General features: G+C 68.9%; 19 protein-coding genes and 1 tRNA gene. 17 read left to right on the top strand and 3 right to left on the bottom strand.

What is annotated here, in order from left to right; translation table 11 throughout:
- Entirely contained in the window at positions 1–1,419 is a 1,419-nt protein-coding gene (locus ASC76_RS04330; RefSeq protein WP_056462829.1) for an aldehyde dehydrogenase family protein, read from the top strand.
- On the top strand, positions 1,416–2,918 hold the full coding sequence (locus ASC76_RS04325; protein WP_056462826.1) for an AMP-binding protein: 1,503 nt from the start codon (positions 1,416–1,418) through the stop codon (positions 2,916–2,918). Before ASC76_RS04330 ends, ASC76_RS04325 begins: the two co-directional genes overlap by 4 nt.
- Positions 2,919–2,980: 62 nt before the next feature.
- Here the strand turns inward: ASC76_RS04325 and ASC76_RS04320 are convergent, their stop codons facing one another.
- Both ASC76_RS04320 and ASC76_RS04315 read right to left on the bottom strand, forming a co-directional pair.
- Entirely contained in the window at positions 2,981–4,645 is a 1,665-nt protein-coding gene (locus ASC76_RS04320; protein WP_056462824.1) for an acyl-CoA synthetase, read from the bottom strand.
- Entirely contained in the window at positions 4,642–5,136 is a 495-nt protein-coding gene (locus tag ASC76_RS04315) for a GNAT family N-acetyltransferase (RefSeq protein ID WP_056463214.1), read from the bottom strand. The genes ASC76_RS04320 and ASC76_RS04315 overlap by 4 nt, the downstream gene beginning before the upstream one ends.
- Before the next feature lie 70 nt (positions 5,137–5,206).
- Here ASC76_RS04315 and ASC76_RS04310 point away from each other — a divergent pair, with 70 nt between their 5' ends.
- From ASC76_RS04310 to ASC76_RS04280, 7 genes are all read left to right on the top strand, one after another.
- On the top strand, positions 5,207–6,160 hold the full coding sequence (locus tag ASC76_RS04310) for an alpha/beta fold hydrolase (protein ID WP_056463211.1): 954 nt from the start codon (positions 5,207–5,209) through the stop codon (positions 6,158–6,160).
- 72 nt (positions 6,161–6,232) lie between these two features.
- A protein-coding gene (gene prfB, locus ASC76_RS04305; RefSeq protein WP_157615275.1) for a peptide chain release factor 2 occupies positions 6,233–7,337 on the top strand; the annotation gives its coding sequence in 2 pieces (ribosomal slippage) (positions 6,233–6,313 and positions 6,315–7,337; 1,104 coding nt in all).
- Positions 7,334–8,023, top strand: a complete 690-nt coding sequence (locus ASC76_RS04300; protein WP_056462821.1) for an HAD family phosphatase — start codon at positions 7,334–7,336, stop codon at positions 8,021–8,023. Before prfB ends, ASC76_RS04300 begins: the two co-directional genes overlap by 4 nt.
- Positions 8,016–10,703 carry an aminopeptidase N gene (pepN, locus tag ASC76_RS04295; protein WP_056462819.1) on the top strand — a complete coding sequence of 896 codons (2,688 nt, stop codon included), beginning with the start codon at positions 8,016–8,018 and terminating at the stop codon, positions 10,701–10,703. The genes ASC76_RS04300 and pepN overlap by 8 nt, the downstream gene beginning before the upstream one ends.
- Positions 10,704–10,722: 19 nt before the next feature.
- Positions 10,723–11,994 (top strand): 6-phosphofructokinase, encoded by a 1,272-nt coding sequence (locus ASC76_RS04290; protein WP_056462816.1) that lies wholly within the window; start codon positions 10,723–10,725, stop codon positions 11,992–11,994.
- 32 nt (positions 11,995–12,026) lie between these two features.
- Positions 12,027–12,102, top strand: a tRNA-Thr gene (locus ASC76_RS04285).
- Between the two features lie 167 nt (positions 12,103–12,269).
- On the top strand, positions 12,270–12,515 hold the full coding sequence (locus ASC76_RS04280; protein WP_056462813.1) for a hypothetical protein: 246 nt from the start codon (positions 12,270–12,272) through the stop codon (positions 12,513–12,515).
- A gap of 9 nt (positions 12,516–12,524) precedes the next feature.
- Here ASC76_RS04280 and ASC76_RS04275 read toward each other — a convergent pair whose 3' ends face one another.
- Positions 12,525–12,959: a hypothetical protein gene (locus tag ASC76_RS04275; RefSeq protein ID WP_056462811.1), complete on the bottom strand. Its 435-nt coding sequence runs from the start codon at positions 12,957–12,959 to the stop codon at positions 12,525–12,527.
- A gap of 244 nt (positions 12,960–13,203) precedes the next feature.
- Between ASC76_RS04275 and ASC76_RS04270 the strand changes: the two genes are divergently transcribed.
- The 8 genes from ASC76_RS04270 to ASC76_RS04235 all read left to right on the top strand — a co-directional run bounded on the left by ASC76_RS04270 (position 13,204) and on the right by ASC76_RS04235 (position 20,098).
- On the top strand, positions 13,204–13,599 hold the full coding sequence (locus ASC76_RS04270; protein ID WP_157615273.1) for a hypothetical protein: 396 nt from the start codon (positions 13,204–13,206) through the stop codon (positions 13,597–13,599).
- A 163-nt stretch (positions 13,600–13,762) separates the two neighbouring features.
- Positions 13,763–14,899, top strand: a complete 1,137-nt coding sequence (locus tag ASC76_RS04265) for a PAS domain-containing protein (RefSeq protein WP_082548716.1) — start codon at positions 13,763–13,765, stop codon at positions 14,897–14,899.
- Between the two features lie 16 nt (positions 14,900–14,915).
- Positions 14,916–15,587 carry a response regulator transcription factor gene (locus ASC76_RS04260; protein WP_056462801.1) on the top strand — a complete coding sequence of 224 codons (672 nt, stop codon included), beginning with the start codon at positions 14,916–14,918 and terminating at the stop codon, positions 15,585–15,587.
- A 166-nt stretch (positions 15,588–15,753) separates the two neighbouring features.
- Positions 15,754–16,857 carry an ABC transporter substrate-binding protein gene (locus tag ASC76_RS04255; RefSeq protein ID WP_371262082.1) on the top strand — a complete coding sequence of 368 codons (1,104 nt, stop codon included), beginning with the start codon at positions 15,754–15,756 and terminating at the stop codon, positions 16,855–16,857.
- Positions 16,858–16,867: 10 nt separating this feature from the next.
- Positions 16,868–17,749 carry a branched-chain amino acid ABC transporter permease gene (locus ASC76_RS04250; RefSeq protein WP_056462795.1) on the top strand — a complete coding sequence of 294 codons (882 nt, stop codon included), beginning with the start codon at positions 16,868–16,870 and terminating at the stop codon, positions 17,747–17,749.
- A 5-nt stretch (positions 17,750–17,754) separates the two neighbouring features.
- Positions 17,755–18,615, top strand: coding sequence for a branched-chain amino acid ABC transporter permease (locus ASC76_RS04245; protein ID WP_056463207.1), 861 nt, complete (start codon positions 17,755–17,757; stop codon positions 18,613–18,615).
- Positions 18,615–19,388 carry an ABC transporter ATP-binding protein gene (locus tag ASC76_RS04240; protein WP_056462793.1) on the top strand — a complete coding sequence of 258 codons (774 nt, stop codon included), beginning with the start codon at positions 18,615–18,617 and terminating at the stop codon, positions 19,386–19,388. The genes ASC76_RS04245 and ASC76_RS04240 overlap by 1 nt, the downstream gene beginning before the upstream one ends.
- The gene (locus tag ASC76_RS04235; RefSeq protein WP_056462791.1) at positions 19,385–20,098 is read left to right on the top strand and encodes an ABC transporter ATP-binding protein; all 714 of its coding nucleotides are present in this window, start codon (positions 19,385–19,387) and stop codon (positions 20,096–20,098) included. Before ASC76_RS04240 ends, ASC76_RS04235 begins: the two co-directional genes overlap by 4 nt.
- The last annotated feature ends 1 nt before the right edge of the window (position 20,099 follow it).

Below are 20,099 nucleotides of genomic sequence, written 5' to 3'. Positions count from 1 at the left end.
ATGAACCGCGTTGAATCCGTCGTTTCCGACTCCCCCGTCGCCGCGCTCGTCGCGCGCGCCCGCGCCGCACAGCGCGTCTACGAGACCTGGTCGCAGGAGCAGGTGGACATGGCCGTCACCGCGGCCGGCTGGGCCATCATCGAGCCCGGCCGCAACCGCGAGCTCGCCGAGCTGGCCGTCGCCGACACCGGCATCGGCAACGTCGACGACAAGATCCGCAAGAACCACCGCAAGACCTTCGGCCTGCTGCGCGATCTGCAGCATGCGCGCTCGGTCGGCGTGATCGCCGAAGACGCGGCGCGCGGCATCGTCGAGATCGCGCGGCCGGTCGGCGTGGTGTGCGCGATCACGCCGTCGACCAACCCGGGCGCGACGCCGGCGAACAAGATCCTCAACGCGCTCAAGGGCCGCAACGCGGTGATCGTCGCGCCGTCGCCGAAGGGCTGGAGCACGGCAGCGCGGCTGGTCGAGTTCATCCACGCGCAGCTCGACCGGGTCGGCGCGCCGCGCGACCTGGTGCAGCTGCTGCCGTCGCCGATCACCAAGCAGTCGACTGCCGAGCTGATGAAGCTGTGCGACCTGGTTGTCGCGACCGGCTCGCAGGCCAACGTGCGCGCGGCGTATGCGAGCGGCACGCCGGCGTTCGGCGTCGGCGCCGGCAACGTGGCGGGGATCGTCGACGAGACCGCGGATGTCGCGCTCGCGGCCGACCGCATCGTGCAATCCAAGACCTTCGACAACGCGACCAGCTGCTCGTCAGAGAACAGCCTGGTGTTGATCGACGCGGTGCGCGCCGCGACGATCGCCGCGCTCGAGGCGCGCGGCGCGGTGCTGCTCGACGCCGCGCAGAAGACCACGCTGCAGGCGCTGATGTGGCCGGAGGGCAAGCTGTCGCCGGCGGTGATCGGCCAGTCGGCCACCGAGATCGCACGCAAGGCCGGCTGGGCCGACATCGCCGCGCGCCAGCCGCGGATCCTGATGGTCGAGGAAGACGGCATCGGCCACGAGCATCCCTTCTCGGGCGAGAAGCTGAGCCCTGTGCTGGCGCTCTTCGGCGCGGCGGATTTCGACGCGGCGGCGCGCATCGTCGCCGAGATCTATGCGTTCGAGGGCGCCGGCCATTCCGTCGGCCTGCACAGCCGCGTGCCCGAACGCGCGCTGCAGCTCGGGCTGACGCTGCCGGTGTCGCGCGTGATCGTCGACCAGGCGCACTGCATCGCCACCGGCGGCAGCTTCGACAACGGGCTGCCGTTCTCGCTGTCGATGGGCTGCGGCACCTGGGGCCGCAACACCTTCTCCGACAACATGAACTACCGCCACTACCTGAACATCACGCGCATCTCGCGGCCGATCCCCGAGCGCGTGCCGACCGAGCAGGACATCTTCGGCGCGTTCTTCGCGCGCCACGGCGCGCAGTGAGCGTCGACCACACCGTCCATGCGCTGATCGAGGCGCGCGCCGCGTTGGCGCCCGGCGCGGTCTACGCGCTCGGCGTGCCGAACGGCGCCACGCTGAGCTACGGCGAGCTCGCGCGCTCGTGCCGGCGCATCGGCGCGCTGCTGCAGGCGCACGGGCTGCGCGCGGGCGACACGGTCTCGCTGGTGATGCCCAACGGCCTGCAGACGCTGCGCGTGCTGCTCGGCGCGATGCATGCGGGGCTGACGGTGAACCCGGTCAACCTGCTGTCGCAGCCGGAGCAGATGCGCTACGTGCTCGGCCACTCGGATTGCAAGCTGGTGGTCGTGGCGCCCGAGTGGGCCGAACGGGTGCAGGCGCTGCTCGCCGGGCTCGACCGCGACGTCGCGGTGATCGTCGCCGATCCCGACGGCGCGCAACTGCCCGGTGAAGCGGCCGAGGCGGCGCTGCCCGCGCCGGCACCCGACGCCGTCGCGCTGCTGATGTACACGTCCGGCACGACCGGCGTGCCCAAGGGCGTGATGCTGACCCAAGCCAACCTGGCCGCGAACGCGCAGGCGATCAGCGCCGAGCACGGCCTGACCGCTGCGGACCGCGTGCTCGCAGTGCTGCCGCTGTACCACATCAACGCGTTCGCGGTGACGATGCTGGCGCCGCTCGCGCACGGCGGCAGCCTCGCGATGCCACCGAAGTTCTCGGCCGCGCGCTTCTGGGAGCAGGCGGCCGGATGCACCTGGATCAACCTGGTGCCGACCATGATCTCGTACCTGCTCGAAGGCGAGACGCCGCCGCGCGCGCAGACCGAATCGATCCGCTTCTGCCGCAGCGCGTCGGCAGCGCTGCCGCCCGAGCACCACCGTGCGTTCGAAGCCAAGTTCGGCATCGGCATCATCGAGACGATGGGGCTGACCGAGACGGTCGCGCCGTCGTTCTCGAACCCGGTCGATCCGGCGCAGCGCAAGCTCGGCTCGGTCGGCCGCGCCTCGGGTTGCGAAGCCCGCATCGTCGACGCCGCGCTGCAGCCGGTGCCGGACGGCACGACCGGCGAACTCGCGATCCGCGGCCCGAACGTGATGCGCGGCTATTACAAGAACGAGGCCGCGACCCGCGCCAGCTTCACGCCCGACGGCTGGCTGCGCACCGGCGACCTCGGCCACCGCGACGCCGACGGCTTCTTCTTCGTCACCGGCCGCATCAAGGAGCTGATCATCAAGGGCGGCGAGAACATCGCCCCGCGCGAGATCGACGAAGCGCTGCTCGCGCACCCGGCCGTGCTGGACGCCGCCGCGGTCGGCATCCCCGACCCGCACTACGGCCAGGAGATCATGGCCTGCGTGGTGCTGCGCGAGGGCGCCGTCTGCAGCGAGGACGAGCTGCGCGGGTTCTGCCTCGAGCACCTCGGCCGCTACAAGACGCCGAAGCGGCTGCGCTTCGTGACCGAACTGCCGCGCGGGCCGTCGGGCAAGGTGCAGCGACTGAAGCTGCTCGATCTGCCGGACTGACGCGTCGCCGACACACCGAACCGCGCGCGCGCCGCTCTCGGCCGACCGGTCCCCGAGCGGCTTCAGCGTTGCGCCGCGGCCCGCGCTTCTTCCTGCAAGCGCAGCACCCGTCGCTGCACCTTGCCGGTGGTCGTCATCGGCAGCGCGTCGATGAACTCGATCTCCTTCGGGTATTCGTACGGCGCCAGCTTGCCGCGCACGTGACGCTGCAGTACCTCGACCAGTGCCGGCGTGCCGGCGAAGCCGGGCGCGAGCACGACGAAGGCCTTGACGACCGCGCCGCGCTCGGCGTCGGGCTTGGGAACCACTGCGGCGTTCGCGACCGCGGCGTGCTTGACCAGGCAGTTCTCGATCTCGCTCGGGCCGATGCGGTAGCCGGCGGCCTTGAACACGTCGTCGCTGCGGCCGTGGTACCAGAGGTAGCCGTCGGCATCCATCACTGCCATGTCGCCGGTGCGACACCAGCTGTCGGTCGGATCATCGGTGAACTTGGCGCGCGTCGCGGCCTCGTTCTTCCAGTAGCCGAGGAAGAAGATCGGGTCCGGGTCGCCGTGGATGTCGCGGCGGTGCAGCGCGACGTCGCCGGGCGTGCCGCGCGGGCATTCCTGGCCCGCGTCGTCGATCACCGCGACGCGGTGGCCGGGGTACGGGCGGCCCATGCTGCCCGGGCGCGCCGGCCACTGCGCGTGCGAGTTGCCGACGATGTAGTTCATCTCGGTCTGGCCGAACATCTCGTTGACCGGCACCGCGAGCGCCTGCTGGCACCACGCGAACACCGCGTCGCCGACGGCCTCGCCGGCGCTCATGATCGCGCGCAGGCGCAGCGCGTAGCGATCGCGCGGCGCCGGCACCGCCTTCATCATCGCCTTCAGCGCGGTCGGGAACAGGAAGGTGTGGGTGACGCGATGGCGTTCCATCAGGCCGAACGCGGTCTCGGGCGAGAAGCGGCCCTGGTAGCCGACGATGGGGCGGCCGAAATACAGGGTCGGCAGCAGCGCGTCCATCAGCCCGCCGGTCCACGCCCAGTCCGCGGGACTCCAGAACACCGCGTCATCCTGCGGAAACCAGTTCTGGCTCGCGACAAAGCCGCTCAGGTTGCCGATCAGCGCGCGGTGCGGGATCAGCGCGCCCTTCGGCGGCCCGGTGGTGCCGCTGGTGTAGATCAGCACCGCGGCGTCGTCGCAGGCGGTCCTGACGGCCGCGAAGGTGGCGCGTTCCCGCTCGCATGCGGCGGTCCAGTCCAGGTCGCCCTGCCCCTGGGCGCCGCCCACCGCGATCACGGTGCGCAACGCCGGGCACGCCGGCCGCGCCTCGCGCAGGTTGGCGATGCCGCTTTCGTCGACGAGCGCGATGCGCGCGTCGCTGTCGTTGAGCCGGTATTCCAGCGCCTCGGGGCCGAACAGCATCGACAGCGGCATCGCGACCGCGCCGAGCTGGTACAGCGCGATGTGCGCGACCGCGGTCTCGAAGCGCTGCGGCATCACGATCGCGACCCGGTCGCCGCGCGCAACGCCGAGGCGCTTCAACGCGTTGGACAGACGATTCGCTTCGCGCTGCAGATCGCGGTAGGTGTGGTTCGCCTGCCGGCCCTCCTCGTGCTCGTGGCGGATCGCGATCGCCTCGGGCGTGTCGCGCGCCCAGCGCGCGCAGCAGACCTCGGCGATGTTGAAGTCGGCCGGGACGTGCCAGCGGAATTCGCGGTGCAGTTCGGCGTAGCGGTCGATCATGCGGTTTCGCCCATCGCCTGCAGCGCGTCGCCGGTGACGCGGCAGATGCGCCACTCGGGCATCACCGTCGCCCCCATGCCCTGGTAGAAGCGGATCGCGTTCTCGTTCCAGTCGAGCACGCTCCACTCGAAGCGACCGTACTGGCGCTCCCTCGCAAGCCCGGCCAGGCGCTTCAGCAGCGCGCGTCCGATGCCGGCACCGCGGTGCTCGGGCTTGACGTACAGGTCTTCCAGGTACAGCCCCGGCTGCGCCAGAAAGGTCGAGAAGTTGGTGAAGAACAGCGCGAACGCGACGACTTCGCCGCCCCGCTCCGCCACCAGCGCCTCGGCCGCGGGGCGCTCGCCGAACAGCTGCGGGCGCAGCTTCTCGGGGGTGACCTGCAGCAGGTGGGTCAGCTGTTCGAATTCGGCCAGGTCGCGGATCAGCTGCACGATCGCGCCGACGTCCCGAAGTTCGGCGTTGCGCAGGGTGAATGGCAGGGCTGGAGTCATCGGCGCATTCTCGCATCGGCTGTCGCCGCGCCGACAGCGCGCTTGCGCTGCGCCGCGTACAGTGCCGCGCATGACGACGACCGATCCCTACACCGTGCGGCGCCCCAGCCGCAGCCGCTTCATCACCGTGCGCGGCCTGCGCCACCACGTGCTCGAATGGGGCGACGACTCGATGGTCACGCCCGATCGCCCGCCGCTGCTGATGCAGCACGGCTGGATGGACGTGGCGGCGTCGTTCCAGTTCGTCGTCGACGCGCTGCCGACCGACCGCCATGTGCTCGCGTTCGACTGGCGCGGCTTCGGCCTCACGGACTCACCCGCGACCGACACGTACTGGCTGCCCGACTACCTCGGCGACCTCGACGCGGCCCTCGACCTGCTGTTCTTCGACGCCGCGCCGCTCTTTCCCCGATCCAACCCGATCGACCTGCTCGGCCACAGCATGGGCGGCAACGCGGTGATGCTCTACGCCGGGCTGCGCCCGCAGCGCATCCGCCGGTTGGTGAACCTCGAAGGCTTCGGCATGCCGGCGACGAAGCCCGCGCAATCGCCGAAGCGCATCGTGCAGTGGCTGGACGAGCTGAAGCAGCCGGTCGCGCTGCGCGACTACGCGACGCTGGACGAGGTCGCCGACCGGCTGCGCAAAACCAACCCGCTGCTGCCGCCGCAGCGCGCGGCCTGGCTGGCCCAGCACTGGTCGCGCCGGGTCACCCGAGCCGGGGCCGACGACCGCTTCGAGATCCTCGGCGATCCGGCCCACAAGCGCGGCACGCCGACGCTGTACCAGCGCGACGAGGTGCTCGAGACCTGGAAGATGATCGAGGCCCCGGTGCTGTGGGTCGAGGGCGACCAGACCGACATCTCGCGCTGGTGGGGCACGCGCTACACCAAGGCCGAGTTCCACGAGCGGCTTTCGGTCGTGAAGCAGGTCGAGCGCCACACCCTTTCGCCGGCCGGCCACATGCTGCATCACGACCAGCCGGAGGCGCTGGCGCAGCGGCTCGAGGCCTTCCTGGACGCCTGACGAGGGGCATCGGCGCGCAACGTAAAATCGCGCGCTTCGAGCCGCACAGGCTCCGCCTCACGAAAGCGATTCATGGACGTCGAACACATCAATGCCATCGGCAACACCCTGGCCGACCTGACGAAGCGCACGGTCGACCTCCGGGGGTATCTTTGACTACGATCGCAAAGCACTGCGACTGAACGAGGTCAACGCCGCGCTCGAGAACCCCAAGGTCTGGGACGATCCCAAGCGCGCCCAGGAGCTGGGCCGCGAGAAGCGCATGCTGGAGACGGTGGTCCAGACCATCGACCACCTGACGAGCAACCTGTCGGACAACACCGAGCTGTTCGAGATGTCCAAGGAGGAAGGCGACGACGCCGGCCTGCTGGCGATCCGCGACGACGCCGCCAAGCTCGAGGAGACCGTGGCGCAGCTCGAGTTCCGCCGGATGTTCAACAACCCGGCCGACCCCAGCAACTGCTTCATCGACATCCAGGCCGGCGCCGGCGGCACCGAGGCCTGCGACTGGGCCGGCATGCTGCTGCGCCAGTACCTGAAGTACGCCGAGCGCAAGGGCTTCAAGACGACGATGGAGGACGAGACGCCGGGTGACATCGCCGGCATCAAGAGCGCGACCATCAAGGTCGAGGGCGACTACGCGTTCGGCCTGCTGCGCACCGAGACCGGCGTGCACCGCCTGGTCCGCAAGAGCCCGTTCGATTCTGCCGGCGGGCGCCACACCAGCTTCGCGAGCCTGTTCGTCTACCCGGAGGTGGACGACACGGTCGAGATCGAGATCAACCCGAGCGACGTGCGCACCGACACCTTCCGCGCCAGCGGCGCCGGCGGCCAGCACATCAACAAGACCGACTCGGCGGTGCGGCTCACGCACATCCCGACCGGCATCGTCGTGCAGTGCCAGGACGGCCGCAGCCAGCACAGCAACCGCGACGTCGCGTGGAAGCGGCTGCGTTCGCGCCTGTACGACTTCGAGATGCGCAAGCGCATGGAAGAGCAGCAGAAGCTCGAGGACACCAAGACCGACGTCGGCTGGGGCCACCAGATCCGCTCGTACGTGCTCGACCAGAGCCGGATCAAGGACCTGCGCACGAACGTCGAGATCAGCAACACGCAGAAGGTGCTGGACGGCGATCTCGATCCCTTCATCGAAGCGTCGCTGAAACAGGGCGTATGAAGGCGCTGCTGTTCGACCTCGACGGCACGCTGATCGACAGCATGCCGCACCACCAGAGCGCGTGGGACGCGTGGTACGCGCGGCGCGGGCTGGCGATGGACTCGTCGGAGTTCTTCGCGGCCACCGCGGGCCGCTCGAACGCCGAGATCCTGGCCGACCTGTTCCCGGCGCAATCGGTGGCAGAGCACGTCGCCATGGCCGACGAAAAGGAAGCGCTGTACCGCGAGATCGCGGCGCAGTCGCTGGCGTTGATCGGCGGCGCGAAGGCCTTCGTCGAAGGCGCGCGCGCGCAAGGGCTGCGGCTCGCGGTGTGCACCGCGTCGACGGTACCCAACATGGCGCTGGCATTCCGGCTGCACGGCATCGACGGTTGGGTCGAGCATGTCGTCAGCCCGGCCGACGGCTTGAGGGGCAAGCCGCACCCGGACATCTTTCTCGAGGCCGCACGGCGACTGGGCATGGACCCGCACGACTGCGTCGTGTTCGAGGACGCGCCGCTCGGTGTCGAGGCGGCGCGCCGCGCCGGCATGCAGGCGGTGGCGCTGACGACCACGCTCGCCGCCGAACACTTCGACGCGTTCGACAACCTGATCGCGATCGCCCCCGATTTCACGACCCTCGCGCTGGCGGACCTCACGAGGGACCACCGCCTGCGCCTGCACAACAAGGACAAGCAAGATGCGTGAAGGCACCGCCGCCCTGATCCACCGCGCCGACTACACGGCTCCCGCCTACTGGATCCGCAGCGTCGACCTGACGTTCGACCTCGACCCGGCCAAGACTATGGTGGTCAGCCGCATGCAGGTCGAGCGCAACCTGGACGTGCCCGCGCAGGCCCTGCGCCTGCACGGCGAGGAGCTGAACCTGACGCGGGTGTCGGTCAACGGCGCCTCGGTGTCGTTCCGCCACGAGGACGGCCTGCTGGTGATCGACGCGCTGCAGGACCTGCCCGCCGGGCCGTTCACGCTCGAGATCCGCAACACCTGCGCGCCGGCGAAGAACACCCAGCTGTCGGGCCTGTACACCTCGGGCGGCGGCTTCTTCACGCAGTGCGAGGCCGAGGGCTTCCGCCGCATCACGTACTTCCTGGACCGACCCGACGTGATGGCGGTCTACACCGTCACGCTGCGCGCCGCGAAGGCGGCGTACCCGGTGCTGCTGTCCAACGGCAACCTGCTCGAGGAAGGCGAGCTCGACGGCGGGCGCCATTTCGCGAAATGGCACGACCCGTTCCCGAAGCCGAGCTACCTGTTCGCGCTGGTCGCGGCCGACCTGGTCGCGCGCCAGCAGCAGATCCGCACGCGCGCCGGCAAGGACCACCTGCTGCAGGTCTTCGTGCGCCGCGGTGACCTGGACAAGACCGAGCACGCGATGAACTCGCTGATCGCGTCGATCGTCTGGGACGAGGCGCGCTTCAAGCTGCCGCTCGACCTGGAGCGCTTCATGATCGTCGCGGTCGAGGACTACAACGCCGGCGCGATGGAGAACAAGGGCCTGAACCTGTTCAACACCAAGTACGTGCTGGCCTCGCCGGCCACCGCGACGGACGACAACTATGCCGACATCGAATCGGTCGTCGGCCACGAGTACTTCCACAACTGGACCGGCAACCGCATCACCTGCCGCGACTGGTTCCAGCTCAGCCTGAAGGAAGGCCTGACGGTCTTCCGCGATCAGGAATTCAGCATGGACATGGCGGGCAGCCCGAGCGCCCGCGCCGTCAAGCGGATCGAGGACGTGCGCAAGTTGCGCGACATACAGTTCCCGGAGGACGCCGGCCCGATGGCCCACCCGGTGCGTCCGGACAGCTATGTCGAGATCAACAACTTCTACACCCCGACGGTCTACGAGAAGGGTGCCGAGGTCGTGCGGATGATGTTCACGCTGGTCGGGCGCGAAGGCTTCGCCGCCGGCATGTCGCTGTACTTCGAGCGCTTCGACGGCCAGGCCGTGACCTGCGACGATTTCGCGCAGGCGATCGCCGACGCGAACCCGCAATCGGCGCTGGCACGAACGCTGCCGCAGTTCAAGCGCTGGTACTCGCAGGCCGGCACCCCGCGCGTGACCGCGCGCGGGCGCTACGACGCGCCGTCGCGCACCTACACGCTCGGCATCGAACAGGTCGGCTCGGCCGCGGGCGAGTCGCCGAAGGAGCCCTACGTGATCCCGCTCGCGATCGGCCTAATCGGCCGCGACGGCCGCGCACTGCCGCTCCGCCTCGAAGACGAGGCCGCCGACGCGGCAGCGCCGACCGAACGCGTGCTCGTGCTCGAGGAGGCGCGCCAGTTCTTCACATTCGTCGATGTCGATGTCGAGCCGGTGCCGTCGCTGCTTCGCGGTTTCTCGGCGCCGGTCACGCTGGTCGACGGGCTGAGCGACGCCGACCTGCTGGTGCTGCTGCAGCACGACGCCGATCCGTTCAACCGCTGGGAGGCCGGGCAACGCCTGGCGCTCAGCCGGCTGCTGGCGGCCGCGCGCAGCGACGCGCCGGTCGCGCTCGATGCGCCGTTCATCGACGCGATGCGCGCCGTGTTGCGACACGCCACGCTCGACGCGGCATTCAAGGACCTGGTGCTGACGCTGCCGAGCGAGGGCTACCTGGCCGAGCAGTCGAGCCCGGTCGACCCGAAGCGCATCCATGCGGCGCGCATGGCGGTGACGCGGCAGCTCGCCGAAACGCTGCGCGCCGACTGGGAATGGGCCTTCGAGACCCATCAGCCCGCCGGCAGCTATTCGCCCGATCCGGTGTCGTCCGGCCAGCGCGCGTTGGCCAACCGGGCGCTGGCGATGCTGTGCCTCGACTCGGTCGCGAAGGGCGAGTCGCTCTGGCCGGGCCGTGCCTACCAGCGCTTCAAGGACGCGACCAACATGACCGACCGGCTCGGCGCCCTGCAGGCGCTGGTGCGCTCGCACGCCCAGCACGCGGAGCCGGCGCTGTACCGCTTCTACGAGATGTTCCACCGCGAGCCGCTGGTGCTCGACACCTGGTTCGCGATCCAGGCGAGCGCGCCCGAGGTCGACGGCAAGGTGTTCGCGCGCTTCAAGCAGTTGCTGAAGCACCCGGACTTCTCGATCCGCAACCCGAACCGGGCCCGCAGCCTGATCTCGACCTTCTGCGCCCACAACCCGGCGGCGTTCCACCGCCCCGATGCGGCCGGCTACGTGTTCTGGGCCGACCATGTGATGGAGCTCGACGGCATCAACCCGCAACTCGCATCGCGTTTCGCGCGCGTGCTGGACCGCTGGAGCCAGCTGGCCGAGCCCTACCGCGGTGCCGCGCGCGAGGCGATCGCGCGCGTCGCCGCCAAGCCCGACCTCTCCGCCAACGTGCGCGAGATCGTCACCAACGCGCTGGCAACGACCTGACCCGCAAGGAACCGACCCCATGGCCACGAAAACCCAGAAAAAGAAGAACGCGTTCTACGCCCAGTCGGGCGGCGTGACGGCGGTGATCAACGCATCCGCCTGCGGCGTGATCGAGACCGCGCGCGCCCACAAGGACAAGATCGGCAAGGTCTACGCCGGACGCAACGGCATCATCGGCGCGCTGACCGAGGACCTGATCGACACGACCAAGGAGTCGGCCAGCGCGATCGCGGCGCTGCGCCAGACGCCGTCGGGCGCGTTCGGTTCGTGCCGCTACAAGCTCAAGTCGCTCGACACGCACCGGCGCGAGTACGAGCGCCTGATCGAGGTCTTCAAGGCCCACGACATCGGCTATTTCTTCTACAACGGCGGCGGCGATTCGGCCGACACCTGCTTCAAGGTCAGCCAGCTCAGCGAGCAGATGGGCTACCCGCTGCAGGCGATCCACGTGCCGAAGACGATCGACAACGACCTGCCGATCACCGACTGCTGCCCGGGCTTCGGGTCCGTCGCCAAGTACGTCGCGGTGTCGACGCTCGAAGCCTCGTTCGACGTGCGCTCGATGGCCAAGACCTCGACCAAGGTGTTCGTCGTCGAGGTGATGGGCCGCCACGCGGGCTGGATCGCCGCCGCGGGCGGGCTGGTCGAGGACCAGGGCATCCCGGTCGTGATCCTGTTCCCCGAGATCGTGTTCGACGAGAAGAAGTTTCTCGCCCGCGTCGACAAGCTGGTCAAGGAGCACGGCTTCTGCACCGTCGTCGTCTCCGAGGGCTGCCACCACGCCGACGGCACCTTCCTCGCCGAACAGGGCGCCCGCGACGCGTTCGGCCACGCGCAGCTGGGCGGCGCCGCCCCGGTGGTCGCGAACATGGTCAAGCGCGCGCTCGGCCACAAGTTCCACTGGGCCGTGGCCGACTACCTGCAGCGCGCGGCGCGCCACATCGCCTCGAAGACCGACGTGCAGCAGGCCTACGAGCTCGGCCAGAAGGCGGTCGAGCTGGCACTGAAGGGCCACAACGCGGTGATGCCGACGATCGACCGCATCAGCGACGTGCCGTACAAGTACAAGATCGGTGTCGCGCCGCTGGCGAAGGTCGCCAACGTCGAGAAGTTCATGCCGCGCGACTTCATCACGAAGGACGGCTTCGGCATCACCGACAAATGCCGCCGCTACCTCGCGCCGCTGATCCAGGGCGAGGACTACCCGAAGTACCGCAACGGCCTGCCGGTGTATGTCTCGCTGAAGAACGTCGCCGTCGCGAAGAAGCTCGGCGCGTTCGAGCTGAAATAGGGGCCGATTGATCGGCTAGAATGCTGGTTTTGGCCGGTGTAGCTCAGTTGGTAGAGCAGCGCATTCGTAATGCGAAGGTCGGGAGTTCGACTCTTCTCACCGGCACCAGAATCATCGAGGGTCAGCAGGCAGCAGCCGGCTGACCCTCTCGTCATTCAGAGGCGCATCCGGGCCTTCGAGCGCCGCGGGATCTCAGCACTCTTTTTGACAATTGAAGTGCGATTTGTCCGCTTTTCGACCTTTCGCCGCCGCGGGGCTGCAGCCATCATGCGGCCATGCGCACCATCCGCGTCTCCGACCCGTTTCCCCCTGGCAAGCCCCAACGCAAGCTCGAGTGGGGCACGAGCGCCTGGGCGGCGGATTCATGCCTGGTCGAGTGGTCGAAGCTGGAACGCGAGTGGCTCGGCCCGATGCCGACGCCACGCCCGGCGCGCCGACGCTCAGGCTACGAGATACCGCTCGCGTTCTGGCTCGCAGTACTGGCGTTCGCGGTCGGACTGACCTGGATGATCGTCGGCTGACGCCGCGCGTCAGTCGTTGCCGCGGCCCTTGCCGTGCCCGTTGCCGCGGCCGTGCCCGCGGTCGTCGTGCTTGTCGTGCTTGTCCCAACCCTTGTGGCGGCCGCGATTCCAGCCGGGGTGCTCATGCTCATAGCGTTCCCGCACCCACTGGTCGCGAACGAAGTAGACCGGCTGGCCGCAGGCGTTGTAGCGCCCGCAATAGCGGCGCCAGTTCTGCTGGTGTGCAGGCGGCACGTACAGGTAGACCGGCGCGGCCTGAACGGCGACGCGCGGCGGTGCGATCAGCACCGGTTGGGGCATGACGAGGGCGGGCCGCGGCACGTCCCCGATGTTGATGCGGCCGTAGACGCCCGGCTGGTTGATGCCGATCGATACGCCGACCTGGGCCGTGGCGGCGCCGACGGCGCCGCCGGTCAACAGCAGAACCGCAAGAATCTTCTTCATGACTTCTCCAATCGGATGGTGGTGTTCGAACAACGCAGCGGCCCCCGGTTGAGCCGACCGCGAGGGCACGTCCATTGCCCGGTGCGCACATCCTGACGGCATTTATGCACGGCAGCGCCTGCATTCGTGCGGAAGAGGACAACTCCTACACGCCCTGGCGCCGCACACGTCGCACCAGCGACCGATTTCGCCGTGTAATGGCGACAGACACGCGCAGGTTCCGGCGTGCAGGGAGGTGGTTCTCGTGTCGGTGCTCGCAGGACTGTTCGACGACCTGAACAACATGAGCCTGGTGCAACTGCTGCTGGCCTTCACGGCCTGCATGTCGTCCGCGTTGGCCCTGGGGAACCTGCTGGCGCCGCGGGCGCGCTGGTTTGCAACGGCGGCAGCCCTGGCCACCACGGTGGCATTCGTCGCCACCAGCCCGTCCTGGCCGAATGCCGTGATGCTCACGGCGATCGCCATCGGAGGGCTCGGCGTGTTCACCGCCACCGTCCTGCTGCTGACTCGGCTGATCGGCCTGGCGCCGCGCGACTTCGACGCCAACCTGCGCACCGATTCCGTCTGGCCCGCCGATGAACCAGCGGCCTCCTCGGCTTCGCGGGCACGGGCACGCGCCAACCGCATCGCGTCGACCTGAATCGCTTCACGACAAACAGGGCGTTGACAACTGTTGTCAAACTTCCTAAGGTCCGTGAAGGGATACCAAAACTATCACGATAGAAGCAACGGCTCCGGTTGACGAGCAATGCGACCTCGCGTCGCGTGAACCGCCGGTCGGGGTCGGCCGCGAATCGCTCTCCATGAACTGTGTCGATGGCACTCGATCCGAGGGGCCGCCTTCTTCGGGCGCGCCGGAGTCGTGTGTCAACGCAACACCCGCGGATCGGGACGAGAGCGAACGCCGTCTGCGCCTCGCGTTGCAGGCCTCGGGCCTGACGCTGTGGGACTGGGACGTCGTCAACGATCGAATTGCCTGGACGCCCGCGCTGCGCGCGCTGACCGGGCTGGAGGCCCAGCGCTTCGACGGCAGCCGCGCGGGCCTGCTCAAGCTGGCGCATCCGGATGATCGCCCGCGTCTGTCGGCAGCACTGGACCGCGCGCTGACCGGCCCGCAGGAACTCGGTATCGAGTACCGCATCGTGCGGCCCGACGGCGCCGTGCGGTGGGTGGCGGAGCACGGTCACGTGCTGCGCGACGCGCACGGCCGGGCGCTGCGCATGATCGGCACCCTGGCCGACGTCACCCGGCGACGGCACACCGAAGACGCGCTGCGAGAAGTGCGGGTCAGCGCCGCCGAGGACGAGCGGCGCCGCATCGGCCACGAGTTGCACGACACGTTCGGACAGCACTTGTCGCTGATGCTGCTGCAGCTGTCCACGCTGCGGCGTCAGGTGGAGCAGCAACCGGCGGCGCACCCTCACCTCGCGCAGATCGACCGCCTGTACCGCACCGCGCACGAGCTCGACGAGGCGCTCGACCAGGTCGAGTTGCAGCTGCGTCCACCGGCGCTGGGCGAACTCGGTCTCGAAGCGGCACTGATCCACACGGCCAACGCCTGGACGGCCGACTCGGGCATTCCGATCGCGTTGCACGACGCCGGCCTGCAGGACCTGCGCCTGCCGCCTTTGATGGAGACAACGGTCTACCGGGTGGTCCAGGAGGCGCTGGCGAACGTGCGGCGTCATGCACGCGCCCAGCGCGTGGTGCTGAACATCGAGCGCGATGACGAGGAGTTGCGGGTGTCGATCGCCGACGACGGCCGCGGCTTCGAGCAGGCGGTGGCCGCAGCGGCGCCGGCGCGCTCGCGCCACCTGGGGCTCGTCGGCATGCGGGAGCGCGCCGCCCTGGTGGCGGGTGCCCTCGAGATCCAGAGCGAGCCCGGCCACGGGGTGACGGTCACCTTGCGCATCCCGCTGGATGGACCACCGGTTCATTGAACAAGGGGAATTGGACATGTCCTTGCTGACCATCCTGCTGGCCGACGACCACGCGATGCTCCGCCAGGGGCTCGCGGCGCTGATCGAAGCGGAACCCGACATGCATGTCATTGCAGAGGCCGCCGACGGGCGCGAGGCCATCGCGATGGCCCGCCTGCATTCGCCGAACGTCGCGGTGATCGATGTCTCGATGCCCGGGGTCGACGGCATCGAGGCGACAACCCAGATACGGCGCCAGTGCCCCATGGTGGGAGTGCTCGCGCTGACGCGCCATGCCGACCCGATCTACATGCGTCGGCTGCTGCGCGCCGGCGCCAGCGGCTACGTCCTCAAGCGTTCCGGCGCGGACGTGCTCATCAGCGCGGTGCGCGCCATCGCCGCGGGCGGCACGTACGTCGAGCCGGCACTGGCCGACGGCGTCGCCGCGCCGGGCTTCGCACCACCGGCCGGCACGCACCGTCCCGCGCCACGGCGCCACGAACTCACCGAGCGCGAGGAGCAGGTGCTGCGGCATATCGCCTGGGGCCGCAGCAACAAGGAGGTGGCGGCGCAGCTGGGCATCAGCATCAAGACGGTCGAGGGATACAAGGCCGAGGCGCTTGCCAAGCTGGGCCTGCGCAGCCGCTCGGACATCCTGCGCCACGGCCTGTCGCGCGGCTGGATCTCGGACGACGCGAGCCCGCCCTGAGGCGCTGCCGGCGTCGGGGAGGCGCCGGGCGGATAAACTACGCGGTTGTTCGGCAGCCCCGCCGACCGCGCCCACGTAGCGCTTCACCTTCACCGGAGACCAGAGAATGACTCGTTCCGTCACCTTGCAGCGCCATGCGCTGATCGCGGCATTGGCCGCCGCCGGCATGGTCGCATCGGCATCCGCCGCCGACATCAAGATCGGTGCCGCGGAGGCGCTGTCGGGCCCGGCCGGCCAGTACGGCCAGTCGATCAAGAACGGCTTCCAGCTCGCCGTCGACGAGATCAACGCCGCGGGCGGCGTCAAGGGCGACAAGATCGCGCTGCAGTTCGAGGACGAGGCCGGCAAGAAAGAGCAGGCGATCGACGTCTTCAAGAAGCTGATCTTTCAGGACAAGGTGCTGATGGTGTTCGGTCCGACGCTGTCCAACTCGGCCCAGGCCGCCGACCCGATCGCACAGGCCGCCAAGACCGTGGTGTTCGGGACCTCGAACACCGCCGACGGCATCACCTCGATCGGCGACTACGTGTTCCGCAATTCGGTCACCGAGGCCGACGTGCTGCCCGAGACGCTGCGCGTCGCGATCAAGCACGCCAAGATCAGCAAGGTCGCGGTGCTCTACGGCAACGACGACGTCTTCACCAAGAGCGGCTACGACGCCTTCAAGAAGGCCCTCGAGACGCTGAAGGTGCCGGTCACGACGACCGAGACCTTCGCCAAGGGCGACGTCGACTTCAAGGCCCAGCTCACCAAGATCAAGGCCAGCGGCGCCGATGCGATCGTTCTGTCGGCGCTGATCGCCGAAGGCGCACCGATCATGGTGCAGGCGCGCCAGCTCGGCATGAACATGCCCGTGATCGGCGGCAACGGCATGAACTCGGTCAAGATCTTCGACCTGGCCAAGGACAAGAGCGACAACCTCTGGGTCGGCAGCCCGTGGGCGCTGGGCAACCAGACGAAGGAAAACACGAAGTTCGTCGTCGCCTACACGCAGAAGTACAAGTCGGCACCCGACCAGTTCGGCGCGCAGGCGTATGACGCGATGAACATCGTCGCGGCGGCCCTTGGCAAGATCAAGCTGTCCGGCAACCTCGAGGCGGATCGCAAGGCCCTGCGCGACGCGCTGCCGACCGTCACCCATACCGGCGCCACCGGCCCGTTCAAGTTCCGCCAGGCGATGGGCAAGGACGGCAAGCCGGCCGGCTACGACGCGCAGCAGGCGGCGATCGTGTCGGTCACGCAGGGCGGCAAGTACTCGATCGAGAAGTAAGCACCGCGCGATGCTCGAACAGCAACTCGTCAACGCACTCTCGCTGGGGTGCGTGTACGCGCTGTTCGCGCTCGGGTTCACGCTGGTGTTCGGCGTGCTCGGCGTGATCAACCTGTCGCACGGCGCGATCTTCATGATCGGCGCCTACGCCGCGCTCGAGGTGGTCACGCGTCTGTCGTTCCCGCTGTGGGCATCGCTGGTGGCCGCGTTCTTCATCGCGGGCGGCTTCGGGCTGGCGATCGACGTCCTGGTGCTCAAGCCGCTGCGCAAGCGCAATGCGCCGCACCTGATCCCGATGATCGCGACGATCGGCCTGGCGATCTTCTTCAACAGCGCGTCGCAGGGCGTGTTCGGCGCCGAGAACCTGCGCTTCCCGGGCGACCTGGTGCCCGACCGGCAACTCCACTTCGCCGGCGTGCAGATCAGCGTGCTCGAGGTCGCCATCATCGTGCTGTCGTTCGCGCTGATGGCCGCGCTGCTGCTGGTGATGCGCAAGACCCAGCTCGGCCGGGCGCTGCGCGCGATCGCCGAGTCGCCGAAGGCCGCGATGCTGCTGGGCATCAACGTCGAAGGCCTGTTCTACCTGACCTCGTTCACCGCGGCCGCGCTCGGCGGCATCAGCGGTGTGCTGATCGCCCTGTACTCGAACGCGGTGTTCCCGCTGATGGGCCAGCCGATGCTGCACAAGGGCATCGCGGTGATCATCCTCGGCGGCATGGGCGACATCCGCGGCGCGCTGATCGGCGGGCTGTTCCTCGGTTTCGCCGAAGTGATGTCGGTCGCCTACATCGGCTCGACGATGCGCGACGCGGTCGCGTTCGGGCTGCTGTTCATCGTGCTGCTGCTGCGCCCTCAAGGCATGTTCGGCAAAGTGCTCGAACGCAAGGCGTGAGCACGATGGCCTGGTTCGACAACTTCTGGCAGATCTACAGCAACCTGGTGCTGACGATCGGCATCAACGCGCTGCTGGCGCTGTCGATCTGGCTGACGCTGTCGTGCGGGCTGCTGGCGATGGCGAACGCCGCGTTCATGGGCATCGGCGCGTACACCGCGTCGATCCTGACGATGAACTACGGCGCACCCTTCCCGCTGGCGCTGGCCGGCGGCATCGCGGCGCCGACGCTGGTCGCGCTGCTCATCGGCGGGCCGACGCTGCGGCTGTCGGGCGTCTACCTCGCGATGGCCACGCTCGGCTTCGGCGAGGTCGTGCGCGTGATGATCCTGAACGCCGAATCGCTGACCGGCGGTGCGCTCGGGCTGAACGGCATTCCGCAATCCACGCAGTGGTGGCACGTCGTCGTCGCGCTGGTCGTCACCTTGCTGATCCTGTGGCGCATCCGCCGCTCGCGCATCGGCCGCGCGTTCGAGGCGATCAAGGAGGACGCGGTCGCCGCGTCGCTGATGGGCATCGGCGTCAATGCCCACAAGATGCTCGCGTTCGCGCTCGGCGCCAGCATCGCCGGGCTGGCCGGCGCCTTGAACGCGCACCTGACCTTCTTCATCGGGCCGAGCGAATACGGCTTCGACCGCGGCGTCGACATCCTGACGATGACGATCCTCGGCGGCACCGGTGGCCTGACCGGCCCGGTGCTGGGCGCCCTGATCATCACGCTGCTGCCCGAGCTGCTGCGCGGCTTCAAGGACTTCCGCACGATGATCAACGGCGCGATCCTGGTGCTGATCGTGCTGTTCCTGCCGAAGGGCCTGTGGGACCCGCAGCGCGTGCGGCAATGGTTCGGCAAGCGGGGAGCGCGCTGATGCTGAAGTTGACCGGCGTGTCCAAGCGCTTCGGCGGCCTGAGCGTGCTGCAGGACGTGTCGTTCGAGGTGCCGCAGGGTCAGGTGTTCGGCCTGATCGGCCCGAATGGCGCCGGCAAGACGACCGTGTTCAACCTGATCACCGGGCTGCTGGCGCCCAGCGGCGGTGCGATCGAATTCGCCGGCGCGAGCCTGGTGGGCGTCAAGCCGCATCAGATCACGCGCCTGGGCCTGGGCCGCACGTTCCAGAACATCCGCATCTTCAAGGAGATGACGCTGATCGAGAACGTCGTCGTCGGCATGCACGCGCACCTCGACTACGGCGTGGCCAGCTGGCTGTTCTCGCTGCCGGCGTTCCGCGCCCGCGAGCAGCAGGCCCGCGACCGCGCGCACGAGCTGCTCGGCTGGGTCGGCCTCGACGCGAAGGCCTTCGACACCGCCGACAACCTCTCGTACGGCGACCAGCGCAAGCTCGAACTGGCGCGCGCCCTGGCCACGCAACCGAAGCTGCTGCTGCTCGACGAGCCGGTGGCCGGGATGAACAGCGGCGAGAAGGTCGCGTTGATGGAGGTGATCACCAAGATCGCGCAGCGCGGCTTCACCGTCTTCATGATCGAGCACGACATGCGTTTCGTGATGGGCCTGTGCGAGCGCATCGCGGTGCTGAACTTCGGCAAGATCATTGCCGAGGGCACGCCGGAGCAGATCAAGAACAACCCGGACGTGATCGAGGCCTACCTCGGGCGGGATGACGACGCGGAGGTCGCTGCGTGACCGCTCTCCTCGAAGTCCGCGACCTGCAGGTCGCGTACGGCCACATCGAGGCCGTGCAAGGCATCAGCTTCGACGTCAACGCCGGCGAGATCCGCACGCTGGTCGGCGCCAACGGCGCCGGCAAGTCGACGACGCTGCTAGCGTTGTCCGGCCTCGTCAAGCCCCAGGCGGGTTCGATCCGCTTCGAGGGCGAGGAACTGACCGCGCTGAAGACCCACCAGATCGTCGAGCGCGGCCTCGTGCAGGTGGCCGAGGGACGCGCGATCCTGACGACGCTGACGGTGCGCGAGAACCTGGAGCTGGGCGCCTACCGCCGCAAGGACCGCGCCTCGATCGCCAGCGACCTGGAGCGCGTGCTGGCGCTGTTCCCGCGCCTGAAGGAGCGGCTCGCTGGCCTGGCCGGCAACCTCTCCGGCGGCGAGCAGCAGATGCTCGCGATCGGCCGCGCGCTGCTCGCCAGACCGCGCCTGCTGCTGCTCGACGAGCCGTCGATGGGCCTGGCGCCGATCATCGTGCAGGACATCTTCCGCACGCTGCGCGAGATCAACGTCGACGGGCTGACGATCTTCCTGGTCGAGCAGAACGTGAAGCAGGCACTGAAGATCGCGCAGCACGGCTACGTGCTGGAGAGCGGCAAGATCGTGCTCGACGGCAGCGGCCCGGCGCTGCTGAACGACCCGAAGGTGCTGGCCGCCTACATGGGCGGCTGAG

This window comes from Rhizobacter sp. Root404 (genome assembly GCF_001425865.1).
Taxonomy (GTDB): domain Bacteria; phylum Pseudomonadota; class Gammaproteobacteria; order Burkholderiales; family Burkholderiaceae_C; genus LMDS01.
The sequence above is the reverse complement of the archived record's forward strand: the minus strand, read 5'-3'. Positions and strand labels throughout refer to the sequence as shown.